At 69.5% G+C, this 19,445-nt stretch carries 15 protein-coding genes and 1 pseudogene; 9 read left to right on the top strand and 7 right to left on the bottom strand.

Annotated features, from left to right (window positions below):
- Positions 1 to 72: 72 nt before the first annotated feature.
- The 3 genes from GA0070624_RS24325 to GA0070624_RS24315 are packed head-to-tail and all read left to right on the top strand — an operon-like array spanning position 73 to position 3,927.
- Entirely contained in the window at positions 73 to 1,122 is a 1,050-nt protein-coding gene (locus GA0070624_RS24325) for a GNAT family N-acetyltransferase (protein ID WP_091344990.1), read from the top strand.
- 32 nt (positions 1,123 to 1,154) lie between these two features.
- Positions 1,155 to 2,471, top strand: a complete 1,317-nt coding sequence (locus GA0070624_RS24320; protein WP_091344988.1) for a nucleotide sugar dehydrogenase — start codon at positions 1,155 to 1,157, stop codon at positions 2,469 to 2,471.
- Positions 2,461 to 3,927 (top strand): glycosyltransferase family 4 protein, encoded by a 1,467-nt coding sequence (locus GA0070624_RS24315; RefSeq protein WP_245718958.1) that lies wholly within the window; start codon positions 2,461 to 2,463, stop codon positions 3,925 to 3,927. The genes GA0070624_RS24320 and GA0070624_RS24315 overlap by 11 nt, the downstream gene beginning before the upstream one ends.
- A 249-nt stretch (positions 3,928 to 4,176) precedes the next feature.
- On the opposite strand, the pseudogene GA0070624_RS36945 reads toward GA0070624_RS24315, so the two are convergent.
- A pseudogene (locus GA0070624_RS36945) lies at positions 4,177 to 4,500 on the bottom strand (glycosyltransferase family 2 protein); the annotation flags it as partial.
- A 70-nt stretch (positions 4,501 to 4,570) separates the two neighbouring features.
- Here GA0070624_RS36945 and GA0070624_RS24305 point away from each other — a divergent pair.
- A complete protein-coding gene (locus tag GA0070624_RS24305; protein ID WP_091344980.1) occupies positions 4,571 to 5,449 on the top strand; it encodes a DUF6492 family protein in 879 nt (292 codons plus the stop codon).
- 14 nt (positions 5,450 to 5,463) lie between these two features.
- A complete protein-coding gene (locus GA0070624_RS24300; protein ID WP_091344978.1) occupies positions 5,464 to 6,720 on the top strand; it encodes an acyltransferase family protein in 1,257 nt (418 codons plus the stop codon).
- A 62-nt stretch (positions 6,721 to 6,782) separates the two neighbouring features.
- On the opposite strand, the gene GA0070624_RS24295 is transcribed toward GA0070624_RS24300, so the two are convergent.
- On the bottom strand, positions 6,783 to 7,703 hold the full coding sequence (locus GA0070624_RS24295) for a phosphatase PAP2 family protein (protein ID WP_176731851.1): 921 nt from the start codon (positions 7,701 to 7,703) through the stop codon (positions 6,783 to 6,785).
- A gap of 222 nt (positions 7,704 to 7,925) precedes the next feature.
- Between GA0070624_RS24295 and GA0070624_RS24290 the strand changes: the two genes are divergently transcribed.
- From GA0070624_RS24290 to GA0070624_RS24280, 3 genes are read left to right on the top strand one after another with little or no spacing between them, the layout of a single operon-like run.
- On the top strand, positions 7,926 to 9,404 hold the full coding sequence (locus GA0070624_RS24290) for an oligosaccharide flippase family protein (RefSeq protein ID WP_245718957.1): 1,479 nt from the start codon (positions 7,926 to 7,928) through the stop codon (positions 9,402 to 9,404).
- Positions 9,388 to 10,362 carry a TIGR03621 family F420-dependent LLM class oxidoreductase gene (locus GA0070624_RS24285; RefSeq protein ID WP_091344972.1) on the top strand — a complete coding sequence of 325 codons (975 nt, stop codon included), beginning with the start codon at positions 9,388 to 9,390 and terminating at the stop codon, positions 10,360 to 10,362. The genes GA0070624_RS24290 and GA0070624_RS24285 overlap by 17 nt, the downstream gene beginning before the upstream one ends.
- Positions 10,363 to 10,402: 40 nt before the next feature.
- Positions 10,403 to 11,614: a class I SAM-dependent methyltransferase gene (locus GA0070624_RS24280; RefSeq protein WP_176731850.1), complete on the top strand. Its 1,212-nt coding sequence runs from the start codon at positions 10,403 to 10,405 to the stop codon at positions 11,612 to 11,614.
- 39 nt (positions 11,615 to 11,653) lie between these two features.
- On the opposite strand, the gene GA0070624_RS24275 is transcribed toward GA0070624_RS24280, so the two are convergent.
- The 4 genes from GA0070624_RS24275 to GA0070624_RS34255 all read right to left on the bottom strand — a co-directional run bounded on the left by GA0070624_RS24275 (position 11,654) and on the right by GA0070624_RS34255 (position 15,744).
- Positions 11,654 to 12,295, bottom strand: a complete 642-nt coding sequence (locus tag GA0070624_RS24275) for a PIG-L deacetylase family protein (RefSeq protein ID WP_091344969.1) — start codon at positions 12,293 to 12,295, stop codon at positions 11,654 to 11,656.
- 5 nt (positions 12,296 to 12,300) lie between these two features.
- Positions 12,301 to 13,134 (bottom strand): glycosyltransferase family protein, encoded by an 834-nt coding sequence (locus GA0070624_RS24270; RefSeq protein WP_091344967.1) that lies wholly within the window; start codon positions 13,132 to 13,134, stop codon positions 12,301 to 12,303.
- Between the two features lies 1 nt (position 13,135).
- A complete protein-coding gene (locus GA0070624_RS24265) occupies positions 13,136 to 14,365 on the bottom strand; it encodes a class I SAM-dependent methyltransferase (RefSeq protein ID WP_091344964.1) in 1,230 nt (409 codons plus the stop codon).
- A gap of 194 nt (positions 14,366 to 14,559) precedes the next feature.
- Positions 14,560 to 15,744 carry a hypothetical protein gene (locus GA0070624_RS34255; protein WP_141715153.1) on the bottom strand — a complete coding sequence of 395 codons (1,185 nt, stop codon included), beginning with the start codon at positions 15,742 to 15,744 and terminating at the stop codon, positions 14,560 to 14,562.
- A gap of 797 nt (positions 15,745 to 16,541) precedes the next feature.
- Here GA0070624_RS34255 and GA0070624_RS24255 point away from each other — a divergent pair.
- Positions 16,542 to 17,459, top strand: coding sequence for a glycosyltransferase family 2 protein (locus tag GA0070624_RS24255; protein WP_091344961.1), 918 nt, complete (start codon positions 16,542 to 16,544; stop codon positions 17,457 to 17,459).
- Between the two features lie 28 nt (positions 17,460 to 17,487).
- Here GA0070624_RS24255 and GA0070624_RS24250 read toward each other — a convergent pair whose 3' ends face one another.
- Entirely contained in the window at positions 17,488 to 19,200 is a 1,713-nt protein-coding gene (locus GA0070624_RS24250; RefSeq protein ID WP_176731849.1) for an asparagine synthase-related protein, read from the bottom strand.
- Between the last annotated feature and the right edge of the window lie 245 nt (positions 19,201 to 19,445).

Below are 19,445 nucleotides of genomic sequence, written 5' to 3'. Positions count from 1 at the left end.
ATGAGCCCCTCCACTCCACCCGGCGCTGGAACCACGCTCGGCACACGAGCGCCGGTGGCTCGCGTTACCAGCATGCGGATTGTGCCGTTCGAGGCGCTCACCGGCGAGGAACTCGACGCCTGGCATCGGCTTCGCGCGGCCAACCCACAGCTGGACAGCCCGTACTTCCACCCCGGCTTTGCCGCCGCGGTGCACCGCAGTGGGCGGTCGGTGGAGGTGGTGTTGGGAAGGGATGAGCAGAGCGAGATTCGTGCCCTGCTGCCCACGCACCGAAACGGTGGCCTGCTGCGGCCGGCCGGTTGGCCAGGGGCCGACTTCCAAGGACCGGTACTCACGCCGAGCACCGTGTTTCCACCGCTGAAACTGCTTGCCGGCGGGGCACGGGGCTTCGCGTTCGACCACCTGCTGCACAGCTATCCCGACTTCGCGCCCTGGGTGGAGTCCACATTACCGTCGCCGTACGTGGACACCTCGGGTGGTCTCGACGGGTACCTGGGACGCGCGTCCCGCAGCGGCAAGGACAACATGGGCCAGGCGCGGCGCCGCGCCGCCAAGGCCGAGCGCGAGTACGGCACACTGCGCTTCGCGGCGGACGTGGTCGACGACGAGGCGTTGCGCCGCGTGGTGGAGCTCAAGCGGGCGCAGTACGCGGAGACCGGAGTGCGTGACTTCTTCGCCGAGCCGGACCGGCTGGCGTTGCTTTCGGGGTTGCTGCACGGCCGGGGCGCCGATTTCGGTGGCGTCCTGTCCACTGTGCATGCGGGTCGGCACCTGATCGCCGCGCACTTCGGTTTGCGCGCCGGCAGCGTGCTCCACTGGTGGTTTCCGGTCTACGACCCGGCGTTCGCGGCGCTGTCGCCCGGCTGGATCCTGCTGCGGGAACTGATCGCCGCCTCCGCCCGGCTGGGCATCACGCGGATCGACTTCGGACGCGGCGACGACGAGTACAAGCGGCGGGCCAAGACGGGGGAGACGTGGGTGTGCCAGGGGGTGGTCACCCGCAGCGCGATCCGCCGGGCGCTGCGGCGAAGCCGCAACCGCCTGATTGACACCGCCCGTTCGTCGGCCCTCGGCCCGGGACTGCGGCGCGCGGTGCGGACCATCCGCGGCATCAACCGGTAGCCGCGGCGAAAACCAAAGGGGGGTGAGGCAACATGAGGATCGCGGTGTTCGGGCTCGGCTACGTGGGTTCGGTCTCGGCCGCGTGTCTGGCGTCCCGCGGACACCAGGTGATCGGTGTCGACGTGAATCGGGCGAAGGTCGAGCTCATCGCACGTGGTCAGGCGCCCGTGGTGGAGGAGCGCATCGGTGAGCTGACCGCGGAAGTGGTTGCCAGCGGGGCGCTCCGGGCCATCACATCAGTCGCGGAGGCCATCGCCAGCAGCGACATCTCGCTGGTCTGCGTCGGTACACCCAGCGCGCCCAACGGCAGCCTCTCCACGACCTATCTCGAGCGGGTTGCCGAGGAGATCGGGGGGGCGCTGGCCGGTCTCGAGCGCTGGCACACTGTGGTGTTTCGCAGCACCATGCTGCCGGGCACCTGTACGAACCTGCTGATCCCGATCCTTGAGAAGGCCTCCGGCAAGACCGCCGGGGTCGGTTTCGGGGTGGCGGTGAACCCGGAGTTTCTTCGCGAGGGCAGCAGTGTCCGGGACTTTTTCGACCCGCCCAAGACCGTCATCGGCGAGTACGACCCGACCAGCGGGGACCTGGTCGCCGCGTTGTACGAGGGCTTGCCTGGCGATGTGTTCCGGGTGCCGATCCCGGTGGCGGAGATGACGAAGTACGCCGACAACTCATTTCACGGCCTGAAGATCGCGTTCGCCAACGAGATCGGGGCAATCTGCCACGCGCTCGGACTGGACTCGCACCGGGTGATGGACGTGTTCGTTTCCGACCGGAAGCTCAACATCAGCCGGGCGTACCTGCGGCCCGGCTTCGCGTTCGGCGGGTCCTGCCTACCCAAGGACCTGCGCGGCCTGGTGTACGCGGCGAGCCGGGCGGACGTGTCGGTGCCCTTGCTCTCCCACGTCCTGCCCTCCAATGAGGATCATCTCCGCCGCACCTTCGACCTGGTCGCCGCGATCGGTAAACGCCGCGTCGGCCTCTTTGGACTGTCGTTCAAGCCTGGCACCGACGACCTGCGCGAAAGCCCGCTGGTGGAGCTCGCCGAGCGGCTGTTGGGCAAGGGGTACGACCTGCGTATTTACGATGCCAACGTTGCGCTGGCGCACCTGGTCGGTGCGAATCGCGACTACATCGACAGCCGCCTGCCACACCTGGGCGAGCTGCTCACCAACTCCGTCGAGGACGTCCTCGCGCACGCCGAGGTCTGCGTCGTCGGCTGTACGGACCCGGCCGTGCTCGAGGCGCTCGAGACCGCCGGCGACCGCACCATCATCGACCTCGTCCGCCTCCCCGATGCCGAGGCGCGCCGGGCAACGGAGGGATACGTCGGCCTTGGTTGGTAAAGCGCTCATCCTCGTCGAGAACCTCTCGGTGCCGTTCGACCGGCGTGTTTGGCAGGAGAGCACCGCGCTGCGCGACGCCGGGTGGGATGTCTCTGTCATCTGTCCTCAAGGAGCCAGCAGGGACAGCGAGCCGTACGTCGAGCTGGACGGGGTCAAGATCCATCGATACCCCCTGGTCGCCGCTACCGGCGGGCCGACCGGATATCTGAAGGAGTATCCGGCGGCGCTGTGGCACACCTGGCGGTTGGCCCGCCGGATCGGGCCGATCGACGTGGTGCATGCCTGCAACCCTCCCGACTTGTTTTTCCTGCTGGCCCGCCGGTTCAAGCGGCGCGGCGCGCGGTTCATCTTCGACCAGCACGACCTGGTGCCTGAGCTCTACCTGTCGCGCTTTGACCGCGGCAAGGACTTCCTGTACCGCGCCGTGTGCTGGCTGGAACGCAAGACGTACCAGGCGGCCGACGTGGTAATCGCGACCAACGAGAGCTACCGCGCTGCAGCGATCAGCCGCGGCGGCAAACGCCCGCAGGACGTGTTCGTGGTCCGCAGCGCCCCGACCGTCGAGCGCTTCCGGCAGGTGCCGCCCGATCCGACCATCAAGCGCGGCAAGCCGCACCTGCTGTGCTACCTCGGCGTGATGGGCCCACAGGACGGCGTCGACTACGCGCTGCGCGCCCTGGCCAGACTGCGCGACGAGCAGGGCCGCACCGACTGGCATGCGGCGTTCATCGGCGCAGGCGACACGTTCGACGCGATGCTCGCGCTCGCCGACGAGCTTGGCCTGGCCGACCTCGTCACCTTCACCGGACGCGTCCCCGACGAGGACCTGTTGCGCTATCTGTCCACGGCGGATGTCTGTCTGTCACCCGACCCGCTCAACCCGCTCAACGATGTCTCCACGATGAACAAGATCATGGAGTACATGGCGATGTCCCGCCCGATCGTCTCCTTCGACCTGCGGGAGGCTCGAGTGTCGGCCGGCGAGGCGGCGGTGTACGCGCCGCCCAACGACGAGTCGGCCTTCGCCAAGCTGGTCGCCCGGCTGCTCGACGACCCGGAGGAGCGCCGCCGGATGGGCGGGCTGGGTCGGGCCCGGGTCAGTGGTCCGCTGTCCTGGGAGCACTCGCGGGCCGCCCTGCTGGCCGCGTACGAGGCGGCGCGCGCGATCAATCCTTCAATGTCTCGCACCCGCGGCGCGGCTGCTGGTGTCGCTGCCCCAGCCGCTCCGGTCGGCGACAGGCAGCCGCGTCAGCGCCCGGTCGAGGGCCAGGACAGCCAGGTAACAGGCCCCGTCCAGCGGGCTCACCGTGCGGCTGGCTACCAGGCCGGCGAGGGAGCGCAGCTTCAGGCGGCCCCCGGGCAGGTTGCGGCCCAGGCCGGCGAGCTGCCGGTTGCCCCGCCGCACGCGCACCCGGCGCTTGAGGTAGGCCCGGACGGTGCGGGCAGGGCGGACTAGCGTCCGGGCCTGCGAGACCACGACACGTTCGCTGGGGGCGAAGCTGGCATGTATCCAACCATCGTCGGAAATCACGTCCGGCATCGGAAAAACCCGCGTGTGACCGGCCTCGGTGAGCACGTATGCGCCCACGCCGGCCAGCGCCCGATGGGGTGCGACCAAATGCTCGTGCACCAGGTGTACCCGCCGGGCGATCCGGCCGACTCCGTCGAGCTCGAGGTACGGCACCGGGGCGCAGGCCAGTACGCCGGGCTGCGCGCAGGCAGCCACCAACGCGCGCACCGATTCGGTGTCCAGCGCCACGTCGGCGTCGAGGTAGATGCGCGGGAAGGCGGCGCAGGTCGCGTCGCCGAGCCGGATCGCGTGCGGCTTACCCGGCACCGGCGTCTCCAGCACCCGTACGCCCGCGTCGCGGGCGGCCTGTGCGGTGGCGTCGCTGCAGGCGTTGGCCACCACCACCACGTCGAATTCCCCGCGCCGTGCGTCCGCGAGCAGCCGGCGAAGGTTGCCCGCGATGACCGCCCCCTCGTTGTGGGCCGGCACCACAATGCTGACCAGCGGGCGCCCGCTCATGGCCACCACCTCTCCATCGCCGGTCGACACGATAGCTGGCAACCACCCGCAGAATCGGAGTCCACGAGCCATGACTGAGCTGGCTGTCATCACCCCGACATATCGGGAGGACGCGGAGATCTTCGCCGACCTGCATCGATCGGTGCTCGAGTTCACCCCTCCCGATACCGTGCACCACGTCGTCGTCCCGTCCCGCGATAAGGGAATGTTCGACGGTTACGCGGGGGCGCGCTGCCGGATCTGGACGGTCTCCGAGCTGCTGCCCGCGCGGTACCTGCACGTGCGGGCAGGGCGGTTGGAGGCGTTCGTCAATGCTCGCCGGCCCTGGCTGCCTGCGCGCGGATGGATCATCCAGCAGGCCGTGAAGATTGCCGCGGCAGCCCAGCTCGATGCCCAGACAGTGCTGCTCGCCGATTCCGACGTGGTGCTGGTCCGTCCCGTACGGGCGCAACGGTTCGCCATCGACGGTCAGCCCCTGCTGTTCAGGGAGGAGAAGGGCGTGACCGCCGATATGGACCGGCACCTGATCTGGCATCAGGTCGCACGCAAACTGTTCGGGCTCCTGCCCGCGCCGCCGCCTCCGCTGCCCGACTACATCTCGCCCTTCAACTTCTGGGACCCCGCAGTGGTACGTGCCCTGCAGGAACGGATTCACCACACCACCGGACGACACTGGCTGGACGCGTTCACCACGCAGCTGCACATCTCGGAGTTCATTCTGTACGGCGTCTTCGTTGACGAGGTGCTGCACGCTACGGGCCCGCGCCCGCCGGCCGACTCCACGGTCTGCCACAACACCTGGGACCGGCAGCCGCTGGACCACGAGGCGGCCATCGCGTTCGCCGAGCGGCTCGGGCCCGACGCGGTTGCCATGATGATCTCCGCCAAGTCACGTACACCAGCAAACATCCGGCGGATCGCGATCGAGCGCTGCGCCGAGATCGTCTAGTCGCTGTGACGGAAATGAAGCAGACCTACGAGGCGACCGAGCACGGTGCGACCGGGTCGGCCCCGGGGCCGCGCGCTCGACGCAGCGTCAGGCTCGTCGGCCTCGACGGGATCCGGGGGCTGGCCGCGCTCTTCGTGGTGCTGCACCACTGCTATCTGAGCGCGTTCCCCGGGTACCCGGTCAACACCGGACCGACGTGGGCCGCCTGGCTGCTGTACGGCCACCTCGCGGTGGTCGTGTTCATCGTGCTGTCCGGCTTCTCGCTCGCGGTCACGCCGGCTCGCTCTGGCTGGCGGCTGGGCGGCAAGGTCCGGTTCGTGCACCGGCGCGCCTGGCGAATCCTCCCGCCGTACTGGGCGGCACTGACGTTCAGTCTGCTGGTCGCCTGGCTGATCGTCCCGCAGCCGGGGGAGGGGGTGCCGACCGCCAAATCGGTGGTGGTGTACGGCCTGCTGTTGCAGGACTTGTTCGGCTCGCCCACCCCCAACGGCGCATTCTGGTCGATCGCCATCGAGGCTCAGCTGTACGTCGTTTTCCCGCTGCTGCTGCTGCTCTTGCGCCGGGCTGGCGCGGTGGTGACGCTTGGCCTGGTCGGCGCGGTGGTGACCGCGATCGGGGTGGTCGCCCCCAGATTGCCCATTGTCGACATGCTGATGCGGCTCACTCCGGCTTTCGCCGTCCTGTTCGCGATGGGGATGGTGGCGGCCGGGGTGACCGCGGCGGGGGAGCGGGTCAGGCGACTGCCTTGGGCATGGCTCGCCGCGCTCGCCGCCGCCCCGGTGTTCGCGGTCCTGTGGTGGCGGGGGTCGGTCTGGTGGGACCGCAACCACTTCTGGGCCGACTTCGCTCTCGGTCCGGCCGTCGCCCTCCTGCTCGCCGCGCTCGCCACCGGGCGCCCGGCCGCGTTGGTGCGGCTGCTCGACACCCGGCCGGTACGGAGCCTGGGCACTTTCTCCTACAGCCTGTACCTGATCCACGCGCCGATCGTGGTCGCGATCAAGCATGTGTTCGTGGCGCCGTACGTGACGGCCGGGATGCCGGTGTTCGTCGTGACGCTGATGCTGGCCGTACCCACCGCTGTGCTCACCGCGCGGCTGTTCGCCGCGGTGTTCGAGATCCCGTTCCAGCAGTACCGCAGCTGGGCGCCGCTGCGCGCGGCGGCCCGGGCGAGGTGCGCCCGGTGGCGCCGGGTGCCGCAGGTCGCCGAGCGCGGCCGGAAGGAGTACAGGGATGCCGAGGTGGTCGCGAACGAAGTAGCGGAGCGCGGTTAGCGGGCGGTCGCGGCTACCGGCACTGCGGAGCGGAAGGCCGATGGACGCCGGCGTGTCGGCGCTCACAAATTCGACTCCCCAACTCGGGCGGGACCCCGTCGCGGCGCTGCGAGCTCGATGCGGTGCAGCAGCGCCAGCAGCGCCAGGGGGACGGCGGCGCTGCCGGACAGGGCGAGCGCCCGCCCAGCGGTGAGCACCGACCCGTCGGCCGCCCAGCCGTCGCCGGACAACTGCCCGGGGACCGCCGTGGCGACCACCGCCACCCCGAAGGCCACCACCGCCACGCCGGCGTAGCCGCCAGCGAGGAAAGCTCGGGTCGCCCGTCCACCGGTCGTGCGCAACGTCGCCTCGCTCACCCGACCCTGTCGGGCCAGCACGGCGACTGCGACACAGGTGTAGATCACCACAATCAGGTCGCTGCCGATCGTATCGCTGGGCCGGTGCCAGCTCGCCGTGACCGTGGCGACCTCGACGCTGGTCGCGCCGAGGGAGGCGAGGAACACCACCGCGCCGCGGAACCGGTACGGCGTGACCAGCGCGAGCGCGCACAGCACGGACATTGCCACCGACGTGTGTCCGCTGGGGAAGCTCTGATCCTCGCGGCGCTGGCCGGACTCGAGAAGCACGGGCCGCAGTACCGACCGCTGGAGCACCTCGGTGGTCAGCACGGAAGCGACGACCACCCCGGCAGCCAGCGACCCGAGGAACGGCCGGCGGCGCAGCAGCCCGATCGCCGGGACCACCACCAGCGCGCCGAGGAGGAACGGTCCCGAGATCGTGTTGAGGGTACCGGTGGCCCGCGCCGCGTCCGCTTCGCGCGCCGACCGCTCGGCCGCGCTGAGCACCGCGTCCTCGAAGCGCTGACCGGCGGGCGTCCACACGGCCAACAGGTACACCGCGAGGAGCAGCAGGATGCACGCCAGCACGCCGGTCATCGCCCGCTGCCACACCCTTACCGGCAGAGGCTTCCCGTCCGCGATCATCGCTCCCTTGGCGTCAGTCGGCGCTCCGAGCTCCCTTGCCGGCGACCCCACCCGGCCGCCGCACGTCGCGCCGGGAGAACCCGGGCCCACCGGCCGGCGTCCATTGTCCAGGGACGGTGGCGCGGGCGCCATGTAAGAAACCTGTCAGACTCCGTGTCGGGCCTCCGGACCTGCGTAGAGTCGACGCGGATGTGACGTGCGAAGCCGGAGCGAGGAATCCGCGTGACCGATATCGCCGTGGAACAGACCGAGTCGATTGGGCGCAAGGCCGGCCGCGGGCTTGGCTGGGGACTGCTCGGCAACGCGGCGACCAAGGTCGGCTCGTTCGCCACCGCGCTGGTGCTCGCTCGCCTCCTTGTGCCCAACGACTTCGGCGTCTACGCCGTGGCGCTGGCCGCTACGCAGCTTGTCCTCCACATCAACGACGTCGGGCTCATTCCGGCCACGATCCATTGGCGCGGCCGGTTGGAGGAGATGGCTGCCACCGCGACCACCATCGCCGGCGGCTTCAGCCTCCTGGTGTACCTCGGATTCTGGTTTGCCGCGCCGTCGTTCGCGCACCTGTCGGGGGTACCGGAGGCGACCCCGGTCATCCGGCTGTTCACCGCAACCATCCTGGTCGACGGGTTCACCGCGGTGCGCAGCGCCTATTTGTTGCGCACCTTCCAGCAGAACAAGTACGTCCAGGCGAATCTGGCCGGCATCGTGGCGAACGCGGCGGTGGCGATCACGATGTCCCTGGCCGGCGCCGGGCCGATGAGCCTCGCCGGTGGGCAACTCGCCAGCTCGCTGGCCACTGGGGTGCTGGTGTTCTTCTGGGCCCGGCTGCCGCTGCGGGTCGGGATCGACGTGCGGGTCGCCCGCAAGCTCCTGGCCTACGGCATCCCGCTCACCGTGAGCCTCGGAGTTGAGTCGGTACTGGAGCAGGCCGACAAGGTGATCATCGGGCGGGCGATGGGTGCCACCGTCCTCGGCTTCTACCTGCTCGCCTTCAGCATCTCCAGCTGGGCGCCCGGCCTGATCGGCAGCGCTGTCCGGTACGTGTCGCTGCCCGGATTTGCCCGGCTGTCCGAGGAGAACGATGCTGCCCTGTCCAGGGGCGTGCAGCGCACAGTTCCGCTGCTGGTGATCGGGCTGATTCCGATCGCGGTGCTGATCGCGGTGCTCGCCGAGCCGACCATCTCGTTCCTCTACGGCACGAAGTGGCTGGCCGCCGCGCAGCCGCTGCGCTTCCTGATGATCCTCATGGTGGTGCGGATGCTCTACGGAATCGGCATGGACATCTTGATGAGCACCGGCGCGACCCGCTCGACGCTGTTGGTCAACCTCGGCTGGGCCACCGCCGTCATCCCCGCGCTGTGGCTGGGCACCAGGTTCGACGGCGGGCGCGGCGCGGCGATAGCGCAGGCCGTCGTCGGGCTGTTGGTCGCCCTGCCGTTGATCGTGGTGGCGCTGCGACGCAGCGGGGTGGACCTGGCTCCGATCGCGCCGCTGCTGGTGCGCCCCCTGCTTGGCGGTGCCCTGGCCGCGACGGTGGCGCTGCTGCTGCATCTGGTGGTCGGATCGAACCCGTTCGTCCAGCTCACCACCGCGGGTACCGCAGGCCTGCTGGTCTACCTGGCGACCGCGGTGCCCCGCTCGGACCTGCGCGGCTGGGTGCTGGCGATCCGGCGGAAGGAGGCGCATGCGGTCAGCAAGTAGTCAGGGGAACGGGCCGAACCCGTTCCGGTTCAGCGCGGCCATGCCCCGGCTGGGCCATTCGGTGCGGGCCTGGCAGGCCGAGCTGCGCCGCATCGAGGACCTCGGCTTCTCGTCCGTCACCATCTCGGAGCACCTGACCCGGGGCTGGGTCATGGAGGCCCTGGTGACCATGACCGCGGCCATCGACGCAACCAGCGCGCTGCGCGTGCTGAGCCTGGTGCTGGCCAACGACTACCGCCACCCGGCCCTGCTGCACAAGGCGCTGGCCACCCTCGACGTACTCTCCGGCGGTCGGGTGGAGGTGGGTCTCGGAGCCGGCTGGATGCCCAGCGACTACGAGGCTGCGGGCATTCCGCTCGACCCGCCAGGCGTGCGGGTCGAGCGGCTGGCCGAGTCGGTCGAGGTCATCAAGGGCCTGTTCGGCCCCCGCCCGCTGACCTATCACGGCAAGCATTATCAAATAACCGACCTCGACGGGCTGCCCAAGCCGGTGCAGGTGCCGCACCCCCCGATCCTTATCGGGGGTGGCAGCCGCCGGGTGCTGGAGCTGGCGGGCGCCATGGCGGACATTGCCGGGATCAACGCCAGCATGCGCGGTATCAGGACGGGCTCTGCGCTGCTCGACCTCACCGAGGAACGGGTGGCCGCGAAGCTGTCCACGGTACGGGCGGCGGCCCGCGCCGCGGGCCGCGATCCGGCACGGCTTCGGTACCAGATGAGCATCCTGTCGCTCCGGGTAACCGACGTGCCGGGCGCACGGCCGTGGACGTCCAGCCTGGCGGCCGACGTGACCGACCCCGCCGTGCTGGCCGACTCACCCGCGGTACTGCACGGCAGCGTCGGACACTGTGTCGAGACCTTGCAGCGCCGCCGGGAGCAGCTCGGCTTGGACTACATTCAGTTCGGCGGCGACCTTACGGCGGCCGCCCCCATCGTCGCCCGCCTCGCCGACACCTGAGACACACCAGCACATGAAACACAAGAGATCAGGAGGACCAGTGGCGACAGTTGCCGCCGTGCCGGCCCCCGGTCTGCCCGGCCGCGTCTGCGACGCGTGCGGGGAGGCCACCCTGGTACCGTTCGCGGACCTCGGAGACATCCCGGTGCTCTGCGGCGTGCACTGGGCGGATCCGGAGGAGGCGGGGGCCAGTCCGGTCGGCCGGATGGTGCTCGCCTCCTGCCCGTCCTGCGCGTACGTGCGGAACGTGGCGTTCGACCCGGCCGTCATGGTCTACGACACCACCATGGACACCAACCTGCACCATTCACCGGCCTTCCAGGCGTTCTCCGCCGAGCTCGTCAAGCACCTCGCCGAGCGATACCAGCTGGGTGGCCGAAGGATCCTGGACGTCGGCTGCGGGCAGGGTGACTTCCTCCGCGAGCTCTGCCACACGGCAGGTTGCACCGGGAGCGGCTACGACGCGATGTACGCCGGACCGGTCGGTCCTGACGGTTCGGGCGCGGTTTTCCACAGCGGACATGCGCCGCGCTGTGAGGGCCTGCCGGACTTCGACATGTTCACCTCGCGCCACTGGTTCGAGCACCTTGACGACCCGTACGACTTCCTGGTTGACCTGCGGCGGCGCGCCGGCACCCGATCGGTCTACGGCTACCTGGAGGTACCCGACGCCTGCTACGACCTCTCGACCGCGGGTTGGGAGGTCATCTACCCGCACGTGTCGTACTTCGACGCACACTCGCTGGTCCGCGTCGCCGAGCGGGCGGGTTGGCGGGTGGAGGACACCGGTACCTTCTTCGGCGGCATGTTCAGGTTCATCGAGGTCTCGGCCAACGCTGGCGACGAGCCGCGGCGCGGCACCGGGCCGTTGCCCGGCAAAGCCGAGCGCGACCGTCAGCTGACTGCGGTCGCCGGGTTCGCGCAGCGGCACGCGGCGGAGCGGGCAGCCTGGCAGGGCCGGATCGCAGACCTGGCCGGCCGTGGGGCGCGGCCGGTGCTGTGGGGGGCCGGCTCTCGGGGCGTGCAGTTCCTCACCTTCGCCGACCCCCAGCGCCGGCTGGCCGCCGTGGTCGACGTCAACCCGCGTAAGTGGGGCCGATACCTGCCGGTCACCGCGCACCAGGTGGAGTCGCCGGAGGGACTGGCGCGGCTGCGGCCCGAGGCAGTCATCATCACGAACCCGTCGTACCGCGACGAGATCGGCGCGAGCCTGCGCGACCTTGGGGTGACCGCGGAGCTGCTGATCGCCTGACGGGGCCGCCAGGGCCGCACGTCCGGAGGGCCCCGCGCGCTACGGTAGCCGCAGGACCGCCTTCGTGCAGTCGAACGCCTCGGCGTACCGCGAGCGGCACTCCATGCCGCGCAGCCGCGCCAGGCCCAGGAAGACCTCATCGTCCCACCAGTCGCGGGCCTTCTGCGACGGGTACGAAGCGTGCAGCAGCTCGACCTTGCGCAGCGCGGTCTCGTCGGGCAGCGGCAGGTACACATTGCGCCGGGCGAGATCTCCGTCCCACTTGGGGATTTCGTAGTGCAGCACGAGCTGGTCGCGGAAGACCGTCGGCACCTGTTCGGCGAGCAACCGGTGGTCCTGGTGCGCGTCGTTCACCGCAGGACAGGCGACCAGATCGGGGGTCAGCACGTCGGCCGCCTCGTGCAGGAGATCCTTGACTTCGCCCCAGTGCGCCGGCAGGCGACCATCGGGGAGCGTGTGCAGCGCGAATGACAGATGTGCCCCAGGCAGGAACGCCGCCGCCGCGGCGCGGGCCTCGGCCTGGCGCTCCGGGGTGCCGGTACACAGAATGTAGTGCACCCGTACCCCCGGGTTGGCGGCCGCCACCGACAACAGCAGGCCACCGGCGGCGATCTCGATGTCGTCCGGGTGCGCACCCAGCAGGATCATCGAGCGTACGGCGGCGAGCGACAGTTCGCGCATCGCCGCTACCCGGCCAGCGCGGTGAGCGCCGGCTCGGCGAGTACTCTGCCGCCGTTGCGCAGTGGGTCCCACACCATCCACGGGCACTGCCCACGGTGGAACATGTCCTCCAGCTCGACGCGGTCCTTGAAGGTGTCCGCGGCCCGCCAGAAACCGTGGTATTGCTGGGCGAGCAGCCGCCGCTCAGGGACCAGGCGTGCGAACGCGTCCGGCACCATGTCCTCGCCCTCGCGCAGCACCTCGAAGATGCCGGGGCGCATGGCGAAGTAGCCGCCATTCTCGTACTGCATCAGGTTGCGGACCTCGCGCACCCCGCTGACGACCCCGTCCTCGCCCACATCGACGACGTGGTGCGTAGAGACCGGCGGCACCGCGAGCATGCTGGCGACCGCCGCGGGTGTGGCGCGGAAGCGATCGACGAGCTCCTCCAGCGGTGCGTCGGTGAGCGTGTCCGCGTAGTTGGCGAGGAACATCTCCTCGTGCTCGACGAGGTGCCGCACCCGCATCAGCCGCTCTCCGATGGAGGAACGCAGGCCGGTGTCGATGAAGGTGATGTTCCAGTCCGTGATGTCGGTGCTGTGCATCTCGATGTTGCGGCCGCCGGCGACCAGCGTGAAGTCGTTGGACTGCGTCTCGTCGTAGTGCACGAAGTAGTCCTTCACTGCGTTGGCGCCGTAGCCGAGGCAGAGAATGAAGTCCGTATGGCCGAAGTGCGCGTAGTAGCGCATCACGTGCCAGAGCAGCGGCCGATCACCAATCATGTTCATCGGCTTGGGAACACTGGTCATCCCCTCGCGCATGCGCATGCCGAGTCCGCCGCAGAAAAGTACGACCTTCACGTCACACCAGTTCAATCGATGGGATCGGGAAGACCAGGCGGCCGCCCCATTCGCGGATGTAATTGAGCTGCGCGGAGATCTCGGTGCGCAGGTTCCAGGGCAGGACCAGTATGTAGTCCGGCCGGTCGGCGGCGATCCGGTCCGGGTGGTGAATCGGGATGTGCGTGCCCGGCAGGAAACGGCCCTGCTTGTACGGACTCCTGTCCACGGTGTACGCAAGCAGGTCTGACCGGATGCCGCAGTGGTTGAGCAACGTGTTGCCCTTCCCCGGCGCGCCGTAGCCGACCACCGTCTTCCCCTCGCCCCGCGCGGCGAGCAGGAACGACACCAGGTCCCGCTTGATCCGGAAAACCGCCTCGGCGAACCCCGCGTGCCCCTCCACGGTATGGAGACCGGCCTCCTCTTCGGCGGCCAGCGCCGTCTTGACGTTTGCCGACGGTTCGCCTGCGGCCGAGGCGTGCCGCGCGTGCACCCGCAAGGAACCGCCGTGCGTGTCGAGTTGGTCCACGTCAACCACGGTCAGCCCACCGCTGGCCAGCGCCCGGGACGCGGTCAGCAGCGACAGGTACTGGTAGTGCTCGTGGTAAATGGTGTCGTACTGGTTACGCTCGATCAGCCGCAGCAGGTGCGGGAACTCCAAGGTCAGCACGCCGGTCGGCTTGACGAGCGCCGCCAGTCCCGCGGTGAAGTCGCGGATGTCCGGCACGTGGGCGTACACGTTGTTCGCCGCGACCAGGTCGGCGCGGCCGTAGCGTCCGGCCACCTCGGCGCCCGTCCCCGCACCGAGGAAGCACACCTCGGTGCGCACGCCCTTGTCCCGCGCCACTTGGGCCACGTTGGCCGCCGGCTCGACCCCGACCACCGCGATCCCCATGGCGACGAAGTGCTGCAGCAGGTAGCCGTCGTTGCTGGCCACCTCGGCCACCAGAGAGTCCGGGCCGAGGCGCAAACGCTGGGTCATCTCGTCGGCATACCGCCTGGCGTGGGCCACCCAGGAGTCGGAGTACGAGGAGAAGTACGCGTAGTCGGAAAAGATGTCCTCGCCAGGCACGTACGCGGGCAGCTGCACCAGAAGGCACGACGAGCAGATCCGCACGTGTAGTGGGTAGAACGTCTCCGGCAGATCCAGCTGCTCGGCGGCCAGATAGCTTTCGCACAGCGGCGACATACCGAGGTCCACAAACGTCTCGGTGAGTTCCGCGTCGCAGAGTCGGCAGATCGCCGCGGTCATCAAACCCCCCAGGAGCGGCAGCGGCGGACGCCCGAAACCTACTGGCCCGGGCCCGCCGAGGTCCCCGGTTCGTCGGGTATCTGTCACCCACCTCTGGCATTAGCGCACGCCTGCGCACGGTACGCGGCTGGCGCTGCACGCCGGTCCGCTCGGCAACCCCAGAGCGGGCCTATCTTTAGTGCAGTGACCCCTGCCTATTGAATACATGGCAGTGGGCCAACCGTTGAGGTGACGTTGTAGCGGGCGTCGATGGTCACGAGAGTATTGCCCGACCAGTTCTGATGGGCACACGTGCCGTTCGCGTCGGCCGGTGCATACACGTATGTCCCCTCTACGACCCGGTTATTGTGGAGCTCAAAGTTTGGCCCGGTGGTCCACCAATATATGATCGAGTAGCCGCCGCCCATCACGAGGTTGTCGTTGCTGATAACATTTCTTACCGGATTGCCGTCGAAGCTCATCATCGTTATGCCGGAGTTGCCGTTAGGTCCCCGATTGTCGATTGTGTTGTGATTGAACCAGATGCCCACGCATTCGCCGGCACGGCAGTCGGCCTGTATGCCGCCAGAGTGTGAGCCGTCTGGGGGTGCCAGCTCGGGCGGGTTCCAGCACAGTTTTGCGTACGAGTCCTCAATTCGGACATTGCCGGGAGTGGCAACCCGGAAGCCGTCGTCGTGCCCGCGGATCCGAACTCTCTTGGCGGTGTAGTTGGCGTAGGCCAGCCCGGGCGCTGTAATGCAACCGGTGGCGGGACCGATCGTTGAGTCGACAATGGTGAACGGGTGCAGCCGGCCGTTGTAGTCGTTGAACACCGTGCCATCGATCTGGCTATCTTTCACCGTGACGTTAGGCGCCCTGATCAACAGGTTGCCGGGAATGTGCTTGCGGTCGATCACCGCTCCCGCTTCATAGACCGCATAGGAGTCGTTGTCCAGGTTGAGCCTCAGCGTTGCCAGTCTGGTCCCCGCTGGCACGCCGGTGCAATCGGGCGATGGATATTTGGGCAGTGCACAGCCTGCCCGGGAGTTCTTGCCCGCCTTGAGACTGTGGCGCGGGTTGGCGGCCGATCGCGGCGAAGGTGATGTCGACCGTCGCGGCGGCGGTGTCGATGCCGACGGCGCCGTCCTCGCCGACGCGGAGGGGAGCGCCGTCAATGTCGGAGTGGACAACGCGGTGCTACGCGCGTCTTCACGGCTGGACGGCCCAAGCCCGGACGCCACCTTTGCAGTGGAGAAGACCAGTACCAGTGCGAGCCCGGCGAGCCCCCAGGCTCGAGGCCGGCGCAGTTCGCGAAGCAGCTTGCGCGGTCGCGCCCTTGCCACTGGCTCGGCCTGCTCGCGATGCGTCCGGAAACGGTGCGGCGGGGGTACGGCGGGCATCTCGCTCCTTCCCTGCCCTTGCCACTCGCGGCTGATCCGTAATGGGCGGGGTGGACGCCGACCCACAGCCTAGCCCGTCCACGGCACGAGCGGTCGGACCCTCACGCGAGGCCCGTTCTCGGCGCGGCGGCCTGATCAGCGCCATTACCGCTGCGCGGGAGGTGCGCCAGCGGGTGAGGGCCCCCACGCCCTTGCCCGCCAGCATCGCGCGGGTTCACGTCTCACCCACGGATCCGCTTGACGGCGCGGCCGGCAAGCGTGCGCGCGGATCGGCAGCGGCGAGTGTCGGTTAAGGACGCCGGCAAGCCACGCGGCCTGGAGATCGGGACGCAGGCCGGTACCCGCCTGGAGCCACGAGCCCGGACGCGCCGGGCCGTCGCAGGTGTACACGCGGCCCCGCCGGGGAGCAGGCGCAGGACATGCACGACCCGGTAGTTCCTCGGCTGAGCCGCGCCACCGGCACTGACAGAAATCGGACAGGGAGCGGCACAAATGCCAGCTTGTCACCGCCGTTCCGGCGGGTGATCCTCGAACCTGCGGCCGTTCCGTGCCGGTGACCGTGGTCGCGATACACCGCGTAGGCGTGCGCCTGGGGCCGGTCGTGCTCGACCTGGCCAGGGTGTTCACTGGTGTCGCGTCGGGCGGGACCGGGCTCTTGGCGGCACATGCCGCGGGCCTCCACCCGGTGGCACAGCTATGTGTCGCGGGTACCGCGGGGCATTTGCGGTACGGCGCTCTGGCGGTGCCACCGACAGAGTTCCGCCGGTGGCTCCGCTTGATCAGACGAGAGGAAGCCCATGCCGTCGACTGATGTACTCGTGTCCATCTGCCTGCCGGTGCGCAACGGCGCATCACGCCTGGAGCCGGTGGTCCAGTCGATCCTCGCCCAGGATCACGCCGACCTCGAGCTGATCATTTCCGATAACGCGTCGAGTGATGGCACCGAGGATGTCTGCCGGGCGCTCGCGGCAGCGGACAGGAGGATTGCGTACCACCGCCAGCCGGAGAACATCGGTCTTCTCAACAACTTCATCGCGGCGATGCGGCTGGCCCGGGGCACGTTCATTCGGTGGGTGGGCGATGACGACTGGCTTGCGCCGAACTGTCTTTCCCAGAGTCTCGAGGTTCTCGCCGCCGACCAGCGGCTGATCCTCGTCACGATGGGAATGGCCTACGTCGGCGACGACGGGGTGACCGAGACCGCAGACTACCGGGGGCGCGCGCTAGCCTCCGACGACCCGATCGAGCGCTTCACCGAGATGCTCCGCCTGCTCAATGACAGCCACCTGCTGATCGACCCGTTGTACGGCCTGATGCGCCGCGAGGCGATCATGTCGATTCCGCGCCGCAACATGCTCCGTGAGGATCAGATCTTCGCCGCGAAGCTCGCTCTAGCCGGGCCGTGGGGGCACGTGCATGAGGTGCTGGGTCGGCGCGGCTGGCGCGACGAGAGCCGCCCGGTCCTCGCCCGCCGGCTCGGCGTACCGGCCTGGACAGCCCGCGCGGCGACCATGCTGCAGGGCTGCGAACTGTTGCGCTGGGTACGCCAGGCCGACCTCGACCCGGATCAACGGCGGCGGGCACGGAAGGCCGTCCTCCGCTGGTACGTCGGTCGTCAGCAGCTCACGATGTCCCATCGGGCACGCCGGCTCGCCGGAGCGGCCAGGCTGGGTGCCCGGCGCGGGGTGTCCGGGGCCAGCGGCCCAGCCGGCTGACCGGCCGCGGCGTCCCGGCGCGACCGCCTCAATCCGCTGGCGGTTGGATCGCGGCCAGCAGGTTGACCAGGAAGGCCACGGTGGTCGCTGCGCCCGATTGCGTGCCGGCCAGCAGACCGTCCAGCCATTTCCGATCGAGCACAGGAAGGTCGTACAGCGCGCGGCAGGCAGACGGCTGTGCCCGCCAATACGCCAGCACGAGCTCGGACATGCGAGCCGCACCCAGTTGTGGCTTCCCGGCGTGGGTCAGCCGTTGGCGTACCTTGCCGGCAGCCTTGCGGGCGGTGGCGGTGCCAACCGCCAGGCGCGTCGCGACGCTGCGGTGGCCGAGTCGAGCCGGCACGAGCCCCGAGTCGAGCGGGATCCGGGCCAGCTCCTGGTCGAGCCGGCTCATCAGTCGTCCGAGCAGCAGCGAGTCCCGCTTGGCAGCTGGCGCCACGGCCAGCGCAAGCTCGATGAACCGCCGATCGAACATCGGATTGACGGTGTGGCGGCGTACGGCGGCGACCGAGCCATGCACCGCAGCCCAGCGGTGCATCCGGTGGTACAGATAGAACTGGTCGGTCGCACGCAGCCAGTCGCCCGGCGCGAACAGGTCGTTAAGGGTCGCGAGCGTGTACTCACGAGCCTCATCGAGGAAGGTCCGTTCCAGTGCCGCCGCCTCGACGGCCTCATTGCTGAACAGCCGCCAGCGGGCCAGCCGCTCAACCAGGCGTTGCGAGGTCTGCGCGCCGGCGGGCTGTCCGGCATAGTAGAAGCCCCGCGCGACCTCGCCGCCAAGCCCGGACAGGCGGTATCCCTGTTCGAGGTGGGCCTCGGCCAGGAGCAACGGAGCCAGTGCCAGCGGGCTCGCCAGGCACTCCAGTGCCCGTGCCGCAGCCAGCGACCGCACGTGCGCCTCCACCGGGCTGGGCGATTCGTGCTCGTGGAAGCGGTACACCTGGTGGCGCATGCCGTACCGCTCGGAGAGCTTGGCCGCGATCACCACATCGGGGCTGTTCTCCTCGCCGAGCGTGAGCGCGCGCAGCCCGACACGCAGCTTCTCGGGGATCGCACCCAGCAGTATCCGCGAGTCGTGGCCGCCGGTGAGCTGCAGAACGATGTCCGGATGTGCCTCCAGGTAGCTCGCCTGCCAGCGGGCCAGGATGTTCGCCATCTCCTCGACAGCGTCGTCCAGCGCGGGCGCGGGTCCATCCTGAGCGAGCGGCTCGGCGTACTGGCGCAGCTGGAGCGAACCGCCCGCCAGGGTTGCGATCGTCGCCGGCGGGACCGCGCGGACGCCTGCGAAAATCGTCCGGTCCCCGACCTGCCAGCCGATCAGGGCCTGAGCGCCCAGCCCGACCCGGTCGAACCCGCCGCCCGCCAACACCGCCAGCGCCCGGGCGCTGGTCGACAACGCGGCCGCTCCGTCGCCACGCCACCAGTAGAGCTGCCGGAAGCCGAGCCAGTCGCCGGCGACGGTCACCGCCCCTCCCGCCACGTCGCGGTGTGCGGCCGCGAACGGAGGCAGCAGTGTCGCGAGCCCTGAGCCGTCGTCGATCATGGCCGCCAGGTCGGCGGTGGACAGGTCGTCGTCATGCGTACGCAGCAGACGGCTCAACCGGACTGTGAAGGGGCCGCCGCGCTCGCCGAGCAGGTCGTGGTCATCGCTGCCGGCGAACGCCACCCATCCGTCGGCGGCCGCGTCCACGCGTTCGACGATCGTGTCGTCGTCGGCAAGGCAGGAGAGCGCCGCGTCCACCGGACGCCGCAGCCGCGCGGCTGCGTGTGGGGCGACCGAGACGGCAAGGAACGCTCTCATAGGACGCCGAACTTACCGCCGCCACGCGGTGCCACCAAGCGATCAGTCGGCTAACCGTCATCCGCGGCCGCGGTCGCCGTCCGTGTCGATTTGCGGACAGTCGGTCGGCCCGGTCTACCGATGGTCCGTCCAGACGGTGGGACTGACGATCACCGCGTCCACGATAAGCCGAATCACCGACCGGA

It is taken from the genome of Micromonospora rhizosphaerae (assembly GCF_900091465.1).
Classification (GTDB): domain Bacteria; phylum Actinomycetota; class Actinomycetes; order Mycobacteriales; family Micromonosporaceae; genus Micromonospora; species Micromonospora rhizosphaerae.
The sequence above is the reverse complement of the archived record's forward strand: the minus strand, read 5'-3'. Positions and strand labels throughout refer to the sequence as shown.